Raw genomic sequence first — 19,011 nt, forward strand, 5'->3', positions numbered from 1 at the left:
ATTATTAACTTTGCAGATTATTTGAAATATACGTTAAATGGGTTTATTTAATTTTTTTACTCAAGAGATTGCCATTGATTTAGGCACCGCAAATACCTTAATTATTCACAACGACAAAGTTGTTGTTGATGAGCCATCAATAGTAGCTTTTGACCGAACGACCAATAAGGTTATTGCCATTGGCCGACAGGCCATGCAAATGGAGGGTAAAACCCATGATAACATCCGTACAGTGCGCCCGTTAAAGGATGGTGTAATTGCCGACTTTAATGCAGCCGAGCTGATGATACGCGGTATGATAAAAATGATAAACCAGGGTAAAGGATGGTTCTTTCCGTCGTTACGTATGGTTATCTGTATCCCATCGGGTATTACCGAGGTTGAGAAACGCGCCGTACGTGACAGCGCCGAAATTGCCGGTGCTAAAGAAGTGTACCTGATATATGAACCAATGGCTGCTGCCGTAGGTATAGGTATTGATGTAGAAGAGCCTATGGGTAATATGATCATTGATATTGGCGGTGGTACTACCGAAATTGCGGTTATTGCCCTGTCTGGTATCGTATGTGACCAGTCTATCCGCGTAGCGGGCGATAACTTCGACTCTGATATTGTTCAGTACATACGCCGCCAGCATAATATTATGATTGGTGACCGTACTGCCGAGAAGATAAAAATAGAAGTGGGTGCTGCTCTTCCTGAACTTTCAGAACCACCTGCAGATTTCGCGGTACAGGGCCGTGATTTAATGACCGGTGTGCCAAAACAGATCACCGTATCATATACAGAAATTGCGCATTGCCTTGATAAATCTATCTCAAAAATTGAGGAAGCTATTTTGAAAGCATTAGAGATAACCCCGCCAGAACTTTCTGCTGATATTTATCAGACAGGTATTTATTTAACAGGCGGTGGTGCCTTGCTTCGCGGACTTGATAAACGTGTGGCTGCAAAAACCAAACTACCTGTACACGTTGCCGAAGACCCGCTTCGTGCCGTAGTACGTGGTACCGGTACCGCACTTAAAAATATTGGTAATTTTAAATTCTTAATGCAATAAATGAGTAGTGGGTAGTAAGTGGTTGATTAGGTGAGTGGTTAAGCTGCTACCCGGAACCACTCACTACTCACATAATCAACCACTCACTAACAGATGCGCAATCTCCTGATATTTATTACCAAGTACAACGCATTTTTTTTGTTCCTCATTTTTGAGATCTGCTCATTTGTTATCTACGTTAAATACAATTCCTTTCAAAAGGCCAGCTTTATTAATAGCACCAACAAAGTAACCGGTAACTTTTATGCCCACGCTGATGAGTTAAAGGGATACCTGACACTAAGGGAAGTAAATGATAACCTTGTTCGTGAAAACGCAAGGCTCCGCAATCAGCTTAAAACTTCTTTATATGTTGATACTGCTGTTAAAAAAATGGTTAATGATACCACTTACAAGCAGCAGTACGAATATATATCTGCCAAGGTGATCAACAACTCTGTTAATAAGCGCAATAACTATATTACTATTGACCGTGGCACAAGCAATGGTGTAGCAAAAGGTATGGGTGTAACAAGTGATGCCGGTGTTGTAGGTAAGGTTATTTTTGTTGATGAACACATGGCCATTGTACAATCGCTTTTACATAAGGATACGCGCTTTAGCGCCATGCTGGCAAGTAATAAAGAAATAGGCTATCTGGAGTGGGGCGAAGCAATGAACCCGCATAAAGGTTTACTTATAGATGTATCAAACAATGCCCAGCCTAAGGTTGGCGAATTGGTGGTGACATCAGATCTTTCCCTTTTCCCGGCGGGGATCCCTTTGGGTAAAGTAAGCAGTTTAAATGCCAAGGGTGGCGGCTTTTTTCTTAACATGGAAGTTAATTTGGCAGTTGATTTTAGTAAGCTGCAATATGTGTATGTAATAGTTAACAGGCTTGCCAAAGAGCAGGCGGGACTGGAGGCCCAGGAGAAAAAAGATGAGTAGAATAATTATCATCAACCTCATTAGGTTTGTTCTTTTGGTTTTTCTGCAGGTGTTTTTATTAAAGAACATTTCGCTATATAATTTAAGCACACCATACCTGTATATCCTGTTTATTTTGCTGCTGCCGTTTGAGATACCTAACCTGTTGCTCTTTCTACTGGCGTTTATTTTAGGTTTAACAGTTGATGCCTTTTATGATACGCCGGGTTTGCATGCTGCAAGCTGCGTGTTGCTGGCTTTTGTACGCGTATTGTTCATTAGCATAACCGTACAAAAAGATGGCTTTGATAACGAACCTGAGCCTACATTAAGCATAATGGGTTTCAGGTGGTTTTTTACTTACGCGCTTGTGCTTACTCTGTTTCATCACTTTTTCCTGTTCAACCTGGAAGTTTTTCGTTTTTCTGAATTAGAGTATACACTAACACGCTTTATATTGAGTTCAGTATTTACTGTATTTTTGATGCTGGTTTCGGGCTTGTTATTTTTCAGAAAAAAAGAGCGTAAATGAATAGTTTTTTTGAACGGCGATATGTTGTTGCCGGTATCTTCATCACCTTTGTATTGATATTACTTGCCCGCCTGTTTTACATTCAGGTGGTTGATGACCGCTATTTTCTATACGCCAGCCAAAATGTTGTCCGCAAGTTTGTTAAATATCCCGCCCGCGGCCCAATATTAGATCGTAACGGTACTATAATGGTGCAAAATCAGCCTATTTATGATATTGTAGTAATACCCAAACAAGTAAAGCCTTTTGATACGGTTGAGTTTTGCAAACTATTAGGTATTGATAAAGAAGGCTACGATAAGCGCATGATCAAGGCCCGAAAGTATTCGCCTTATCGCGCATCTGTTTTTGAGAAACAGTTATCGGCACAATTGTATGCTTCTTTTCAGGAGCGCTTATCAGAATTTCCCGGCTTTTTTCCGCAGCAAAGAATAATTCGTACTTACCCGGATTCGGCAGCTGCCCAGTTTCTTGGTTATATTGGTGAGGTTACCGATCCTATCATTAAGCGCTCCGGAGGTTATTATGCCCCGGGTGATTATATTGGTATAACCGGGGTGGAACGGTCATACGAAACACTTTTACGCGGCACACGCGGGGTGGAACGCTCAATGGTAGACTCGCGCAACGTGGTTAAAGGTAAATATGCCAATGGCGCTTACGATACAGTAGCTGCAGCCGGTGAGCGCCTGGTTTCATCATTAGACATGCGCATCCAAAAGCTGGGCGAAGCATTAATGAAGAACAAAGTAGGCAGCATTGTAGCCATTGAACCATCAACCGGCGAAATACTTGCTTTTGTAAGCAGCCCAACTTATGACCCTAACCTTCTGGTAGGCCGCGAGCGTGGAAACAACGCCGCAAAATTATATAAAGATCCATACAAGCCATTTTTCACCAGGCCGGTGCAGGCATATTATCCACCCGGTTCATCGTTTAAACCGCTAAGTGCTTTAATTGGCCTGCAAGAGGGAATCATTAAACCAACCGATACTTACAATTGCATAGGCTATTATATGGCGGGTAACCATAGGGTTAAATGTACACACGTACATGGCACGGTTAATTTGGCGGGTGCTATTGCCGGGTCTTGTAACGGTTATTTTAATATGGTGTTTGCCAAGGTGCTCAACGCCAGAGGGGGTAAAAATACCGACGCCAGTTACACCAACTGGAAAGCCAATGTAAACAAGTTTGGTTTTGGAGTGCGTTTAGGAGTTGACATCCCAAGCGAGGGCCGCGGGCTTGTACCTACCGCTCAATATTACGATAAAATATACCACCGGGGTGGCTGGCGGTCAACCACTGTAGCATCTTTGGCAATAGGCCAGGGCGAGTTGCTGGCTACACCATTACAACTGGCAAATATCGAGGCTACCATTGCTAATCATGGGTTTTACTATAAACCCCACCTGATAAAAGCCATTGGTGATAAGCAGGTAATTAAACATGAATATACGGTTAAAAACTATGTAGGCATTGATGCCCAATATTTTGAACCCGTTATAAACGGGATGCAAAGTGTGGTTGATTACGGTACGGGGCAGGGATCTAAAATACCGGGCATTATTATGTGCGGTAAAACAGGTACGGCACAAAACCCGCATGGCAAAAACCATTCGTTATTTGTGGCATTTGCACCGCGGGATAACCCCAAGATAGCCATAGCGGTTGTGGTAGAAAACTCGGGCGACGGCGGCACATGGGCCGCGCCTATTGCCAGCTTTATAGTAGAGAAATACCTGCGCGATACCATAACCAAACGTGAATCGGGGATTTATCCTGAATATTATATGGAAAAGAACCTGCTGCCCGATATAATTGTAAAACCTGCTGATAAAGCAAAAATAAAAGCCGATAGTATTAAAAAAGCTACTGCCGACTCTGTAAAAAAAGCGGCTGCAGATTCCGTAAAAAAACTTAAATCGGCACAAAATAAACCGGAAAAAAAAGCCGGGGATGCCAAGGTAACTGCCATGCTGCCAAAACGAAAGGACGATGAATAACCAACGCAGTTTCTTTTTTAATGTTGATTGGATAACAGTATTACTTTATCTGTGCTTATGTGTCATTGGATGGTTCAATATTCATGCTGCGGTGTTTGATGAAAACCATCCGAGTATTATTGATTTTGATACCAATTACGGTAAGCAATTCATCTACATATTATCGGCAATGGTAATTGGCACGGTTATTTTGTTGCTGGAGAGCAGGTTCCTCTCGGCGCTTGCACCGGCGTTTTATGTGGTGACGGTGCTGCTACTAATACTCGTACTTGTTGTAGGCCGTAATGTAGGCGGTAACCAGGCCTGGATAAGTATAGGCGGCGGTTTCAGGTTGCAGCCCTCTGAATTTGCCAAGTTTGCCACATGCCTTTTACTGGCGCGATATCTAAGTGCCACCAACGTAAAAGTAACCGACCCAAAATCATTTTTTATAGCAGGCGGTATTATATTATTGCCCATGCTGCTTATTAAAATGCAGCCCGATGATGGCTCAACCCTGGTGTTTTGCTCTTTGATATTTGTATTGTATCGCGAAGGCTTGTCGCCTTATTTTTTAATAGTTACGGCATTACTAATAACGTTGTTTATTACTTCGTTACTGGTAAGCTCATGGTATGTTATTATAGCATTAGTTATTTTAACAGTAATATTATTAATGCTTTTTGGCCGCAACCGGGCCTTTGCCTTTAAGCTCATTGTAGGGCTTGCCATCTCCATTGCCTTTGTATTTAGCGTTAAACCGTTGTATACACACGGTTTAAAACCACACCAGCGTACCCGTATTGATGAAATGCTGGGTTTAAGCAGTGATTTGCGCGGAGCAGGGTATAACGTTAATCAATCTAAAATAGCTATAGGATCTGGCCGGGTATGGGGTAAGGGTTATTTACAAGGTACCCAAACCAAGTATGCTTTTGTGCCTGAGCAAAGTACAGATTTTATCTTTTGTACAGTAGGCGAAGAGTGGGGTTTTGCAGGCTCGGTAGTGGTTATGGGTTTATACCTGTTCCTGCTGTTACGAATTATAATGATAGCCGAGCGACAGCGGGCGCCGTTCTCCCGTATTTATGGGTATGGTGTAGCATCCATTATATTTTTCCACGTGGTAATAAATATAGCTATGACTATAGGGCTTATGCCGGTAATAGGCATACCGTTGCCTTTTATTAGCTATGGTGGCTCGTCCCTATGGAGCTTCACTATCCTGTTGTTCATCCTTCTGAAATTGGATTCGAACCGGATGGGGATTATTTACGCGTAACGGCGTTTTAGCAAAGCATAAAATTTATCGGATACTGCTTTTTTATCTTCCCAGTTATTTTTTATAACATAGTTAGCTTTCAAAAAACGATCAGCTTCTTCAAAGCTTTTGAAGCGGTTTACTATTTCAATGGCTTCGCTATATGCCAACGGGTAGCCATGAAACAGTTCTTTAATGAAAAGCATTTTATCATTAAGGTTAATGGCTGCCTTAATATCGGTAATAGGGGCCTCAACAGGTTGTTCTGATGCTTGTTTTTCTTTCAGCTGCGCAGCTATGCGTTGATTTAAACTCAGCGGTTTATCGTCTTTGGCAGGTTCAGGTTCGGCTTGTGTTTTTGGTTGGTTATCAATAACAGGTTCCGGGTTGGTTGGGATAGGTTCTTCAGCTTCAGTTATCTGAGCTTCAGGTTCAATTACCGGGCTTTCTACGTTTAACTTTTCACTTTCAACTTGTATAGTCTCGTCTTCTTGCAACGGTGCATCGTCTTCTTCGTCCCATGTTTGAGACTCATCTAAAAACAGCTCATGGCGAATGGTCTTTGGCTCTTCGTGCTCAAATGAATAACTATCGGAAGGTTCTTCCTCAATATTACGGATCAGCTCAAATTGCATATCGCCATTTACCGGTTTTGGTATCTCTGGTTTAAACGGCGTAGGGTCTATCGTTTTTTGCTGTACAACCGGCTCAAAATATTTGGGTTCGCCGTTTGCTGGTTTATCTTCTTCGGCAGGTTTGGGTGTTTCTTCAACTTTTGGGTTGTTGTAAACAACAGGCTGCTCAAAATGAGGCGTCTCCGGCTTCAGTTCTTCGGCGGGCCTGGGTGTTTCTTCAATTTTGGTTTTGTCATTAACAACAGGCTTCTCGGGTAGAGATGGTTCTGGCTGTTTTAGTAAATTCAGTTTGCGGAGTATCTCGGCATGATCTTTTAAAAAGTGAGTGTTGGCTACAAAGAGTTCAAGTTCAAGGTCATTTAAGTTTTCTGCGGATGATTGCAGGTATTCATATTGTTCTTGTATTTCTTGTATAATACCGCCTATCTTTTTAAATACTTCCGGCTGCTTCATGGCTCTATTTGTTAGGAAATTGCTTATCAAAAATAGTATAAAATTCTGATATTAGCTGTTCACAAAAGTTTGAACATATTGTATACCGAGGAAGTTTTTAAAAGGCGAAATGAGGTTGGAGGAAGTATTGAAGTTATCTGCGGATCAATGTTTTCTGGTAAAACCGAAGAATTAATTAGGCGCGTTAACCGTGCACGGATTGCAAAACTTAATGTAGAAATATTTAGCCCCGTGGCCGATACACGGTACGATAAAAGCGCCCTGGTATCGCATAATTTAAATTCTATACCCTCAAAAGCGGTTGATAACGCATCTTCTATTTTGCCCCTTAGCAGCCATATACAGGTGGTTGGTATTGACGAAGCCCAGTTTTTTGATGCGCAGATCCCCGAGGTTTGCGCTACCCTTGCTAACAGTGGTGTACGTGTTATAGTTGCCGGTTTAGATATGGATTTTAAGGGCCGCCCCTTTGGCTGCATGCCCGAGCTAATGGCCATGGCCGATTCTGTTACCAAGTTGCATGCCGTATGTGTAAAATGCGGCCAGCAGGCTATGTACTCGTACCGTTTGGTGCCTGATGACAGCAGGATCTTACTTGGAGAAAAAGAAAGCTACGAAGCCCGGTGCCGTAACTGCTTTAATTTGGATGGAGCTATTTAATTACTGTTTTTGGATGGTAAGGTAAACGGAATATTTACAGGTGTATTCCATTCATCATTTATGGTTACACTGAAGTTAGACTGCTGGCTAAATAACTCGCCCGAAAATATATAATTTGTATTTGCCTTAATTTGAGGGAAAATCTTTGTCAGCTTTTTATGGGCAATTAATTCGCCGTTTAACCCAAAACAATCAATATTTATAGTAAGATAATGCGGCCACACCAAAGTACTTAGGGTAAAACCCGTTTTGCCCTTGTCGCTACTACTTACCGGGAATGAGAACGTTGCCGTTGGATAAACTTCACCAAGTTCCCAATGTGCATGATGATCTCCTGTATTATACAAAAGGTCTGCACCCAATGGGAAATCCTCAAAGCTTACTTTTACTTTATCCGCGTTTGAGGGCATTATATCAGTAAATTTAATAGTGATCTGGGTGGTTACCCTGGTTAACTCTACAGATTGGTTTACCGGGGCGCTTATTACCAAATCAAGCCGTTTGTTAAAAGTGTCATAAATGCTTGAATTATTATAATAAAAAATCGGATGCCCGTACAGATCTGTCGTGAATTTGCGTTCCATAGAAACATCACCCGGCGCCTGGGCACCAACAAGAAAGATAGAATATTGCCCCGCGGGTAAGCTATCTGTTACGTAACCGAAGTTTTGGTCGGTTGATTTTTGAGTTTTTTGCTTAACGGGTACTAATTCAATTCTTGGGTCTGTTGGCCCCGAATACACAAAGTAATGCAGGTATTTGATTTGGTCTTTAAGAGCCAATGTACTAAGTGAGTTTGTTTTTACTCCATTAGGTTGAAATACCGAAAAGTTAAACCCCACAGGATACAAAGTTTTAGATAAAGCTGGATTATCGTTTACCATTTTACCTGCATTTTCTTTCTTGCACGAGAAGAATAGAATAGCCGTAGCTATTAGTATTAAATACTTTTTCATAATAGGGTAATTACTTTAATTGGTACTAATAGCTGATGGTAAACTAAACGGAACATTTACAGGTGCATTCCACTCATCATTTATGGTTATGCTGAAGGCAGACTGGCTAAATAATTTGCCGGAGAATATATAGTTTGTATTTGCATTAAGTTGGGGAATAGCCCTTGACAGTTCTTTATGAGCAATTAATTCGCCGTTTAATCCAATACAATCAATACTAATGGTAGGATAAAAATGCGGCCACACCAAAGTGCTTAATGTAAAACCCGTTTTGCCCTTGTCATCATCATTTACCGGAAATGAGAATGTTGCCGTTGGATAAGGGTCAATATCACTATGCGGACGATGATTGCCTATATTAAGTAACAGATCTGCACCCACTGGAAAATCTTCAAAACTTACTTTTATTGTAGCCGCGTTTGCGGGCATTTGATCGGTAAGTTTAATGGTGATCTTGGTAGTTATCCTGGTTAACTCTACAGCTTGGTTTACCGGGGCGCTTACTATTAAATCAAGCCGCTTGTTAAAAGTGTCATAAATGCTTGAATTATTATAATAGAAAATCGGAACCCCGTATAGGTCTGTTGCTATTTTGCGTTCCATAGAAACATTACCCAGAGCCTGGGCTCCAACAAAAAAGATAGAGTATTGGCCAGCAGGTAAACTATCTGTTATATTGCCAAAGTTTTGGTCGGTTGATTTTTGAGTTTTTTGTTTGAAAGGTTTTAATTCATTTATTGGTTCGAAAGGGCCCGAGAATACAAAGTAATGCAGGTATTTGATTTGGTCTTTAAGAGCCAATGTGCTAAGTGAGTTTGTTTTTACTCCATTGGTTTGCAATACCGAAAAGTTAAATACTACAGGATACAAAGTTTTAGATAAGGTTGGGTTATCGGTTACAATTTTATCTGCATTTTCTTTTTTGCACGAAAAGAAAATAATGGCCACAGTCATTATTAGTAGTAAATACTTTTTCATGATATGGAAATTTATTAACTTAAAGATAAATAAGATCGATCGTTTAACCTATCAAAAAATCAGTATGTATATTATATTGATTATTTGATAGCATGGTATGTTATAAACAAGGATGTTACTGTTAACCCGGCGAAGTGTAAATTAGCCTGTAATTGCTTTAATAGCCCTGCTAGAAGGATAGCAATAAACTGAGAATAGGAAAGCCACATATGCTCAATGAATGGATGCCCCGATTTTGTATAAATAATATTACAAAACATTCATAAACAAACCCGCACAATTAAGGTTTAACTTATATAATTAATTACCATGAGTATTAGTCTGCTCGCTTCTTTGCATTGCAAAAAAGATGCTGAAATAGCCTTTGATACTGAGTTAAAGAAACTTGTTGATGCATCTAAACAGGAGCAGGGTTGTATTGCCTATGAATTGTACCAATACAAGGGCGAACCTACACGCTATGTGATAGAAGAAGAATGGGAAAACGAGGATATATTAGCCCACCACATGGAAACTCCGCATTACAAATATTTTGTACGTATATCACCTGCCTTGCTGGAGACACCTGCCGATGTGAAAATATTAACACGCCTGATATAAGGAGTGTTTTATGGTTTACGCCTGTGCTGTAAACAAAACCCGGGCCGGCACGTTGTAATACTGGTGATATATCGGCTTAATAATGAGCGTTAAATAATGAGCATAGTTAACACATATAAAAAGATAGGCGGACAAGCGTTATGGCTAAGAAAACAATTTTGGTTATTGAGGATGATAAAGACATAAGAGATACCGTTACTTATGCACTTGAACAGGAAGGGTATAATGTAATATCATCAGAAGATGCAAAGATCTTACGGTTTCTTGAGCAGCACAACCCCAACCTTATTTTAATGGATAACTGGCTTACTGAATGGAAGAGTGACGCCAATGGCCAGCAATTAAGCAAGGAACTTAAATCTGACCCTAAGACCAGCCACATACCGGTTATCATTCTATCCGCAGTAAGTAATATTAAAGAAATTGCCGAAGCAGGTATGTCTGATGGGTACCTGAAAAAACCTTTTGGCCTTGAAGAGTTATTTGATGTGGTTAAAAAGCACCTAAAGTAAAGACTGTCAGCCTAAAGACATCTAAATTTATTTTTTATATTAGTGTATAAAAAGCTATCTATATTTGTGCCGTCAATATGTATTTGACACGCCGACCAACAAATCGGCTTTTTTTAAAAACATTAATATACCGATTGGTATATTTTAAAAACCAATAAAATGAACTTAAATAATAACACCATCCTAATATCAGGCGGTAGTGCAGGTATGGGATTTGAAATTGCAAAACAATTAACCGAAAAAGGTAACCACGTAATTATAACAGGCCGAGATAAGCAACGGTTAGAAACCGCCGCTGCAAAGCTGAACAACGTAACAGCAATACTATTTGATGTAACAAACGAAACCGAAGTTGACCAACTGGTTAGCCGCTTAAACGCTGATTTTCCTAATTTGAATGTTCTGATCAATAACGCAGCTTCTGCCTATGCTTATGATATTTTATCCGGGCAAAAAGCCTGGGAAAAAGCTGCCGACGAGATAAACACCAACTACATCTCATTGATCCGTTTAACAGAGAAACTATTGCCGCAGCTGTTACAGCAAAAAGCGTCGGCAGTGGTTAATGTATCGTCCATTGCAGCAATAGCACCAGATACTAAAGTACCTACTTACAGCGCAAGCAAAGCGGCTGTTAACTCTTATACGCAAAGTTTGCGTTTTGCCTTACGCAATACTGTGGTAAAAGTATTTGAATTGATGCCGCCATTAGTGAATACAGAATTTTCCAAAGAAATTGGTGGTGAAAATGGCATTCCGCCGGCACAGGTAGCAACCGAATTTGTCAATGCCTTTGAAAAGGACGAGTACGAGATTCATGTTGGCGTAACAGCTAAAATATTTGAATTAGCCCGTATATCACCCACAATAGCATTAAATGCAATAAATGGTGTCCAGGAATAACTGATAAGCCACAAACAAAAAAGCATCTGCTATAGGCAGATGCTTTTTTGTTTGGTAAAATCCTGCCCTATAGATAAGGAACAGGGGGTTTTATATTTTCATCCCCAGCCCTAAATTGAATGAGATACCATCAGCAGGTAAAATGCCGGGGCCGGGATACATGTTTATCCGGCGGGTAAAATATTTGGCATTCAACAGATTATTCAAGTTAAAGTTAACATGATAGCTTTTCAGGAAACGATAGTTAAACGCCCAGTCAACCACATGGTAGGCTGGTACTATGCCTGTTGCGCCTGTTGGGTTAAAGGCGGTATTGTTGGCGTCGCTAAAATTTTTGCTTACATAGCTTATCTGTAAAGTTGTAGTGATACTGCCGTTTAAGTAGGTAAGGCCGGTGCGGTTTGTCCAGTCTGGCGTGCCTTCCAGCTTGTGGCCAACCAGGCTAACATTGTTTCCCGAGTTATTGATAGCGCCGCTGGTATACCTGCCATGCGTATAAGCAAGGGAGTTAAACAAACGCAGGTCGCTGCCAGATCTTGGATTGAATGTTCGGATAAGCGATAGCTCACCGTATGCCTCAATACCTTTAGCGACAGCGTTGCCCACCGTGGTTAAATAAAGGTGTGTAATGTTTGCCGCGTCTATAGTAGTAAGCGTGCCGGCCCTGTTACCATAATATACGTAAAAGCCGTTAACATCAAATGTAAAGATGTTTTTGATGTGCCCGCGATAACCCAGATCAACACTATAACCGCGACTGTCTTTCATATCAGGGTCAACAATTGTTAGCTGATCTGCAGGTGTAACGGCCGCGTAAATATAAGGGCGGTATGCCTGCGATATATTAGCATACAATTGATTGTTGTTATTTGCCTGGTATTGAAAACCTGTACCAAATAGCGGAAAGTTACGGGTGTTTTTATAGCTTACAGGCACAGTACGGTTTACAATTACACCACTCATATCAGTTTTAATAACCTCATACCTTACACCCGGTGTAATAGAAAACTTTGGTGTAATACGGAAGATATTTTCGGCAAAGGCAGCATAGTTTAAAGTATGCAGGCGCAGATCGATACCGTAATCTTTGGTTAGGCTCAAATCAAAGTCGGTATTGGTAGTGCCTAAGCCTTTTTGTTTGCGCTTAGTTAATCCGTCAAAAAAACGTACTCCGCCGCTTAAAGTGCTTTTCAGGTTACCCAGGGTATAGTTATGCAGCAAGCGGGCCTCAGTAGTAAAGCCGGTGTAATGGTCGCGGTCAACCTGGCGGGGGTTAAAGGTTTTCAGGCTGGTGTTAAGGGTATCGCTCACGTTTGAGGGGGCTATGAACTGTACGCTGTTACGCTCGCCAATTACCATGTGCGATGAAACCTCCAGCCGGGTATCCCTGCTAAAATTGTAGTTGAATAATATGGCCGGGATATTAATTACCGGGTTAAAAAAGTTACGGAACCGGTTTGATTGCCTGCTGGTAATGCTATACTGTGCATCGGTTAGTCCCCCGGCAATTTGTTGCACATAATCTGACCGCGAAAACTGAAAGGCAATACTGCCTTTATTATTAAACTGATATTTAATGTTGGCATAGTAAGCATGGTAATTAAACGCGGCATCGGGCCGCCAGCCATCGCCACTGCGGGCGCTGAAATAGGCATAATAGCTTACCTTGCCTACTTTGCCGCCAATGGCATTGTATGAATTAAGGAACCTGTTTGAACCTGCCGATTGCTCAGTTTCAAAGCCGAATGCTTTGGTGCCGTCACCTTCTTTAATTTTAAAGTTTACCATGCCGCCAAACTGGCTGCCAAATTGCAGTGCCGATGAACCTCTCACTATTTGCACTTCATCAATAGCCTGAAACGGCATGTTGTAGTGATTTTCGGGGTAGCCAAAAATATCCGAATTAGTGTTGTACCCATTCTGGCGTATATTGGTTTCTATAGAACGGTGCATATCGGTACCGCGGGTACCAATGTTTAGTTGCAGGCCCGCGCCATCCATTTCCCAGGCATTAATGCCCGGTACTTGCGAGAACAGGGTGCGTGCAACATTGCCTGCCAGGTTTGCCTTGCCCGGATCGGCATAAATTATATTGGTTTTTTTACCCGAGAAAATGTAAGTGCCCAGTACATCGGGCAGGTTTTTACTGCGCGATTCTTTGATGATTACACTATCTAACTTAATTGTATCTTTTTTAATTGTTTGTGCTTGCGCCTGGCAAATGCCTGTTATAAAAGCACAAGCCAGCAGCATTTTATATAAATGTTTCATGTTGTTTTTGATTTTAAAAAATAAGTTTAATACAATAGCGCATGCACAGTTATGCTGCCATGCAGATTAAAAGTTATTGCGATTAAAAAGAGGTATTAACTTAAAACTTCAGGAGGCTGGCCCTGAACGGGGATAAAAGGGTTTACCAGGCCGGTGTGTATGGGCTTGATAACCAATGGAGGAATATTAACGAATGACAGGAACCTGTAAGTAGCAGCAGGGTGGCTGTACTTGTTATCGGCCCCACCTTTTTTTATTGATGAATTTTGATCTTTACTATCCTGCGGAATATCATTTATTTGTTTTGCGTAAATAATATTACTCTTGATCAGCCTGGTTTTTTGGTAGTTGGGCACACACATTACGTACAGTGTATCCTTCGTGAATTTAAGCTTAACATAGTTGTAGCAGGCCTCTTTCAGTTGTATTTGCCCGTACACGTTCTTAAAATCGGGCCACTCGGTTATGCCGGGCAGGTTTTGTTTAACCTTTATCTCAATAAGCGTGTTGGGGTTATATAAGTTTTTGCTTATTAATTCGTTCATGAACCTGTCTGATCTGTCAAGCACATACATATGCAACAGCATGTATCCACCCAAATTAAAAAAGTGGATGGTAAGCAAAGCTATGGCAACAAATCGTTTCAGTTTATAATGGTTCTAAACAATGCAATTTTAAAGAATTTTAGCCAAATGCAAATCATTAATTTATAATTATAAGAAGAGTTTTAATCTCACCTTCACGCTTTGGTAAAAACTAACAAACAATTCATCTACTCAATTAACTTTTATTTATTTAATTACATTTGCCCAACGCCTGCTAAAATGGGTATATGAACAGTACACGTTATTTTCTTAATATATTTTAATACGAATGCAAAGCAAAAAGCGAGTGCTGTTTTATTTAGTTGACGGCGCTCACAGTGAAGTTTTACCCGAGCTTTTAGAGCAAGGCCACCTCCCCAACATAAAACGAATTATTGACGAAGGTACTTACCGCAAAGCTACTACCTGTTTCCCTTCAACAACAGGCCCGGCATACCTGCCATTTTTAACCGGGCACTTCCCCGGTACTATGGATATTACAGGCATCCGCTGGTTTGATAAAAAAGAATTTAAACGTACCCGCTGGAATAAGAATGCCATGCGCAGCTATTGCGGGCCCGAAGCGGCATGGTTTAATACCGATATGCCCGCCGATAAGCCAACCTTGTTTGAGCTGATGGGCGAATCATACAACCTGTATAATATGATAACCCGCAGCGTACCCGATGAGTATGATTTGGGTAAAAAAGGCAAGGGGTTATTATACATGCGCGCGCATTTTAAACTGCGCCACCACCCGGTTGATCTGCAAGGGCACCAACGCATAATGGATATGCTAAACTCCGGTAAGGATTTTGATTTCCTGTTCGCGGTTTTCCCGAGTGTTGACTGGGATTCGCACTATCACCACATCCGTGATGAGCGTACGCTTGAAGCTTACAAAATTGTAGATAACAGCCTGGGCGAAGTACGTGCCAAATTAGAGGAAAAAGGCTGGTGGGATGATACACTTTTTGTGATGACATCAGACCATGGTCTTACCCCAACAACCAAGCACCTTGACCTGGGCGACTGGATGACCAACCACGGGTTAAAGTCTGTTTATTATCCTGTTATCTGGAAAAGCAATCCAAAGGTAGCGGTGATGATTTCCGGGAACTCTTTTGGCAGCATCCATTTTCTAAATCATGATGGTGACCATGTATTGCATGAGCAGGGTATATTAGAAGCCATGGGTGCCGATAGATTACAGTTATTGCTAAATGAAGATGCCGTTGATTTTGCTATTTACCGTGGCCAAGAAGAGCAAACCTTTGTACTGCATAATAAAGAGGGTAAGGCCCGCATAAGCGTAAAAGATAATGTGTTTAGCTATGTGCCAGAAACTGCCGATGTGCTAAAATATGGTGGTAAAATAGAAGCCACCGGGCATCGTGCTATATTAGAAGCAACGTTTGAAACCGATTACCCGGATGCTGTATTCCAGATATACCAGCTGTTGCAAAGCAGGCGTGCAGGTGATATTGTAATTAGCGCCCGTGTGGGTTATGACCTGCGTGAGTTTTGGGAATATCCGGAGCACTTAGGGTCGCACGGGTCTTTACATAAACACCACATACATGTACCGTTGATCTATAATCAAAAGAATTGGGCAACTCATCCGGCACGTACCGCCGATCTTTTTAATACAATTTTAAAGTGGAAAGGTATTACGCCGCTATCATCAGAAGGTGAAGCGTTGAATTAAAAGATTTAATTTGTTAAAAAATGTAAAAGATGATGAAAATATGACAGTTTAATGTTAATTTAACTCCCAGATAATTTAGTTAAGCGACTTTTGTTCGATAACCCTAATAATACATGGAGCTAAAACATTTCAAACTGACATATGGTCAATCTTTTTAGACTAAACTTGTTGATCATATTTTTTTCGTTTTCAGCATTTAATAGCTCACTCGCACAAACAGTATTAACCAATGCATTTGCGCATAATGATTATAAACACAAACGACCACTTTTAGATGCCCTAAACTATGGGGTAGCAAATATTGAAGCTGATATTTTTTTGTATAAAAACAAATTGGTTGTAGCCCATTTTTTACCTTATTTTCGTAAGAATAAAACATTAGAAAATTTGTATCTAAAGCCTTTACTTGACAGGTTTGCGCTTCAGGACGATATTTACTCTGGTTATAGTAAGCCTATAATTTTAATGATTGACGTAAAAACCAATGCAAGCAAAACATATTTAAAACTTAAAGAAGTTTTGGAGAAGTACCAATCTATACTTACCAGTTATGATAATGGAGTTATAACAGAACGTGCTGTTACAGTTGTAATATCTGGAAATAAACCATACGAATTAATGGAGAAAGAAGATGTAAGGTTTGCTTTTATAGACGATGATCTAAAGAACATGACATCAGATAGTACAAACAATTTATGTTTAATGGCCAGTGCTAAATACTCTAAAATTACATCGTGGAACGGGAAACAGCCTATTTCAATACTTCAAAAGTTAAAGCTTTGCAATTTTATAAAACAGGCGCACACCGAAGGTAAAAAGGTTAGGCTTTGGGCCATTCCACAAAATCCTATGGTATGGAAAATGCTGATGGATTGCGGCATTGACCTGATAAACTCTGATAATTTAGAAAAAATGAGATCATTTTTCGCTAAAAAACACGCAACTCCACTTATTGCCCAGGCTCACTAATATCTAATACAGTTCTTCATTTTTAATAATGACACCACCCAATCAACAAATTGCTATAGCAGCTGATAAACAAGAAGTACAAAAAGTATTTAACAAAAACATCATAATTAAAGGCATAGTTTGGTTTGCATTAATTACAGTTGTTACTATTGCAGGCATTTTTTTTTACACAAATACAGGCAGTACATTAAATGCCTTAACCCATATTTCTTATAAATATATTGCTATTTGCTTTTTGATGCTGGCCGCCGATTTAACTATGGGTGGATGGCGCAACCATATTTATATCCGTAAACTAAACCCGGAGGTATCTGCATGGGTTAGCTTTAGGGCCAATGTTGCAAATATGTTTATGGGCGCGGTTACACCGGCACACGGCGGTGCCGGCCCGGCGCAGATCTACGTTTACACAAGTGCCGGGGTAACATTTATTGATTCTTTTGCTATAAACCTGATAAACCTGGGGGCAACATTAATTTTTATGCCATTGGCTGGTTTTGTAGCTATTATGATGATGGATACAAGCGCTATCAGCGGAATTATACCAGCTATGCTTAGATATGGTTTTAGCTTTTTCCTGTTGTTTTTAATGGCGTTCTTACTTGCCTTTTGGAAACCGGTTTGGGTAGGTATAATCATCCGCAAAATGGCTAATGGCTTGTCTTCATTATTTCCTAAGAGGAGAGGGAAATTAACCCAATGGGCCGATAGCTCTTATTTGGGCATTAACAAATATCAAAAAACATGCAGCGTCATTCTGAAGGAAAATCCGTCGCTATTTCCACTTAGTTTGGTTATAACTACACTGCTTTATTTAAATAAATACTGCCTGCAATACGTAATATTGTTAGGCTTGGGCGTTAATGCAAGTCTTGTGCAGGTAATATCAATACAGGTACTAATTCAATTCATGATTTATTTTGCACCAAGCCCGGGTGGAAGCGGTTTTGCCGAGGTTGGTATTTCGGTATTGTTTGGCAGGATAGTGCCCAATGCATTGCTGCCTATATTTACCCTTCTGCAACGCTCTTTCCTGCTGTTTTTCCCGGCAATGATAGGGGCTTATGTAGTTATCAACTTACTGAGAAAAGATAGCATGAAAAAAACACCGGTCGCTGATAAAAGCAAGAGAGAGGTGTCTGAAATTTATTAAACAAATAAAATCTCCGGCAGGGTTAACGCTTTGTAAAAATTAATCAAGCAATAATACCGTGCCATCGGTACGGAGCTATGATTGATTGCAGATTTTGCATAAGAATCATAATGTTTGGTGCAGGCCATTTGAAAGCGCTTGCGAATAGTGAACTTTTTGCCTCTATTTGTAAACACTACAGCTGTTAACCCATGAACGCACCAATAAAAGCAATAATAACCGGTACTACAGGTATGGTAGGCGAGGGCGTAATGCATCAATGCCTGCAAAATGATGATGTAACTGAAGTTCTTATCATTAACCGGAAGGCTTCAGGCTACTCACATCCCAAGCTAAAGGAAATTGTACATACCAATTTTTTTGACCTATCGGCTATTGAGGGCCAGCTTGCCGGGTACAACGCCTGTTATTTTTGCCTGGGCATCTCATCTGTTGGCATAAGTAAGGAGGATTATTACAAAACCACTTATAACCTAACCTTAAGTTTTGCCCAAACGCTGGTTAAGCAAAACCCGGATATGGTTTTCTGTTACATCTCTGGCGCGGGAACAGATAGCAAGGAAAAAGGTACTGGCTGGGCCGCTGTAAAAGGCAAAACCGAAAACGAAATTATCAAACTTTTTAAAAATGGGTTCGCGTTCCGCCCCGGCTTTATCAAACCTATAAAAGGGCTTACCAAAACGCACAGTTTTTACAGATATATAAATTGGATATACCCAATAGGGCGGGCATTGTATCCTGCCGGTTTTACCACTTTACAGGAACTGGCAGCCGCTATGATGCAGGTTACCATAAATGGCTACAACAAAAAGATAGTAGAAGGTAAGGATATCATCGCGTTAGCAAAAGGCGTTTAAATCAATAAAAAACCTTTATTTGCCCGGA

At 40.6% G+C, this 19,011-nt stretch carries 18 protein-coding genes; 13 read left to right on the forward strand and 5 right to left on the reverse strand.

Features of this window, described 5'->3' with window-relative positions:
- Positions 1-37: 37 nt before the first annotated feature.
- The 5 genes from WC743_RS22210 (at position 38) to rodA (ending at position 5,765) form a co-directional block, all read left to right on the forward strand.
- On the forward strand, positions 38-1,060 hold the full coding sequence (locus WC743_RS22210; RefSeq protein WP_067054626.1) for a rod shape-determining protein: 1,023 nt from the start codon (positions 38-40) through the stop codon (positions 1,058-1,060).
- Between the two features lie 93 nt (positions 1,061-1,153).
- Positions 1,154-1,987 carry a rod shape-determining protein MreC gene (gene mreC, locus WC743_RS22215; protein ID WP_373015707.1) on the forward strand — a complete coding sequence of 278 codons (834 nt, stop codon included), beginning with the start codon at positions 1,154-1,156 and terminating at the stop codon, positions 1,985-1,987.
- Positions 1,980-2,498 carry a rod shape-determining protein MreD gene (gene mreD, locus WC743_RS22220; RefSeq protein WP_373015708.1) on the forward strand — a complete coding sequence of 173 codons (519 nt, stop codon included), beginning with the start codon at positions 1,980-1,982 and terminating at the stop codon, positions 2,496-2,498. The genes mreC and mreD overlap by 8 nt, the downstream gene beginning before the upstream one ends.
- Positions 2,495-4,504, forward strand: a complete 2,010-nt coding sequence (mrdA, locus tag WC743_RS22225; protein ID WP_373015710.1) for a penicillin-binding protein 2 — start codon at positions 2,495-2,497, stop codon at positions 4,502-4,504. Before mreD ends, mrdA begins: the two co-directional genes overlap by 4 nt.
- Entirely contained in the window at positions 4,497-5,765 is a 1,269-nt protein-coding gene (rodA, locus tag WC743_RS22230; protein ID WP_373015712.1) for a rod shape-determining protein RodA, read from the forward strand. The genes mrdA and rodA overlap by 8 nt, the downstream gene beginning before the upstream one ends.
- Here the strand turns inward: rodA and WC743_RS22235 are convergent.
- Positions 5,756-6,832, reverse strand: a complete 1,077-nt coding sequence (locus WC743_RS22235; protein WP_373015714.1) for a hypothetical protein — start codon at positions 6,830-6,832, stop codon at positions 5,756-5,758. The two genes, rodA and WC743_RS22235, sit on opposite strands and share 10 nt — an antisense overlap.
- A 75-nt stretch (positions 6,833-6,907) precedes the next feature.
- On the opposite strand from WC743_RS22235, the gene WC743_RS22240 reads away from it, so the two are divergent.
- On the forward strand, positions 6,908-7,492 hold the full coding sequence (locus WC743_RS22240; RefSeq protein ID WP_373015795.1) for a thymidine kinase: 585 nt from the start codon (positions 6,908-6,910) through the stop codon (positions 7,490-7,492).
- Here the strand turns inward: WC743_RS22240 and WC743_RS22245 are convergent.
- Both WC743_RS22245 and WC743_RS22250 read right to left on the reverse strand, forming a co-directional pair.
- Positions 7,489-8,448, reverse strand: coding sequence for a hypothetical protein (locus tag WC743_RS22245; RefSeq protein WP_373015716.1), 960 nt, complete (start codon positions 8,446-8,448; stop codon positions 7,489-7,491). The genes WC743_RS22240 and WC743_RS22245 overlap by 4 nt on opposite strands.
- A gap of 15 nt (positions 8,449-8,463) precedes the next feature.
- Positions 8,464-9,426: a hypothetical protein gene (locus WC743_RS22250; protein WP_373015718.1), complete on the reverse strand. Its 963-nt coding sequence runs from the start codon at positions 9,424-9,426 to the stop codon at positions 8,464-8,466.
- A 309-nt stretch (positions 9,427-9,735) separates the two neighbouring features.
- Between WC743_RS22250 and WC743_RS22255 the strand changes: the two genes are divergently transcribed.
- From WC743_RS22255 to WC743_RS22265, 3 genes are all read left to right on the forward strand, one after another.
- A complete protein-coding gene (locus tag WC743_RS22255; protein WP_373015719.1) occupies positions 9,736-10,026 on the forward strand; it encodes a putative quinol monooxygenase in 291 nt (96 codons plus the stop codon).
- A 140-nt stretch (positions 10,027-10,166) separates the two neighbouring features.
- Positions 10,167-10,538 carry a PleD family two-component system response regulator gene (locus tag WC743_RS22260; protein WP_373015721.1) on the forward strand — a complete coding sequence of 124 codons (372 nt, stop codon included), beginning with the start codon at positions 10,167-10,169 and terminating at the stop codon, positions 10,536-10,538.
- Between the two features lie 159 nt (positions 10,539-10,697).
- On the forward strand, positions 10,698-11,441 hold the full coding sequence (locus WC743_RS22265; protein ID WP_373015723.1) for an SDR family oxidoreductase: 744 nt from the start codon (positions 10,698-10,700) through the stop codon (positions 11,439-11,441).
- 90 nt (positions 11,442-11,531) lie between these two features.
- Here WC743_RS22265 and WC743_RS22270 read toward each other — a convergent pair whose 3' ends face one another.
- Positions 11,532-13,712: a TonB-dependent receptor family protein gene (locus tag WC743_RS22270; RefSeq protein ID WP_373015724.1), complete on the reverse strand. Its 2,181-nt coding sequence runs from the start codon at positions 13,710-13,712 to the stop codon at positions 11,532-11,534.
- A 95-nt stretch (positions 13,713-13,807) separates the two neighbouring features.
- Positions 13,808-14,335, reverse strand: coding sequence for a hypothetical protein (locus WC743_RS22275; RefSeq protein ID WP_373015726.1), 528 nt, complete (start codon positions 14,333-14,335; stop codon positions 13,808-13,810).
- A gap of 250 nt (positions 14,336-14,585) precedes the next feature.
- On the opposite strand from WC743_RS22275, the gene WC743_RS22280 reads away from it, so the two are divergent.
- From WC743_RS22280 to WC743_RS22295, 4 genes are all read left to right on the forward strand, one after another.
- Positions 14,586-16,004 carry an alkaline phosphatase family protein gene (locus WC743_RS22280; protein ID WP_373015727.1) on the forward strand — a complete coding sequence of 473 codons (1,419 nt, stop codon included), beginning with the start codon at positions 14,586-14,588 and terminating at the stop codon, positions 16,002-16,004.
- A gap of 141 nt (positions 16,005-16,145) precedes the next feature.
- A complete protein-coding gene (locus tag WC743_RS22285; RefSeq protein ID WP_373015729.1) occupies positions 16,146-16,973 on the forward strand; it encodes a phosphatidylinositol-specific phospholipase C/glycerophosphodiester phosphodiesterase family protein in 828 nt (275 codons plus the stop codon).
- Positions 16,974-17,001: 28 nt separating this feature from the next.
- Positions 17,002-18,126, forward strand: a complete 1,125-nt coding sequence (locus tag WC743_RS22290) for a YbhN family protein (RefSeq protein WP_373015731.1) — start codon at positions 17,002-17,004, stop codon at positions 18,124-18,126.
- Positions 18,127-18,317: 191 nt separating this feature from the next.
- The gene (locus WC743_RS22295; protein ID WP_373015733.1) at positions 18,318-18,983 is read left to right on the forward strand and encodes an NAD-dependent epimerase/dehydratase family protein; all 666 of its coding nucleotides are present in this window, start codon (positions 18,318-18,320) and stop codon (positions 18,981-18,983) included.
- The last annotated feature ends 28 nt before the right edge of the window (positions 18,984-19,011 follow it).

Origin of the sequence: Mucilaginibacter sp., from assembly GCF_041660805.1 — a bacterium.
Classification (GTDB): domain Bacteria; phylum Bacteroidota; class Bacteroidia; order Sphingobacteriales; family Sphingobacteriaceae; genus Mucilaginibacter.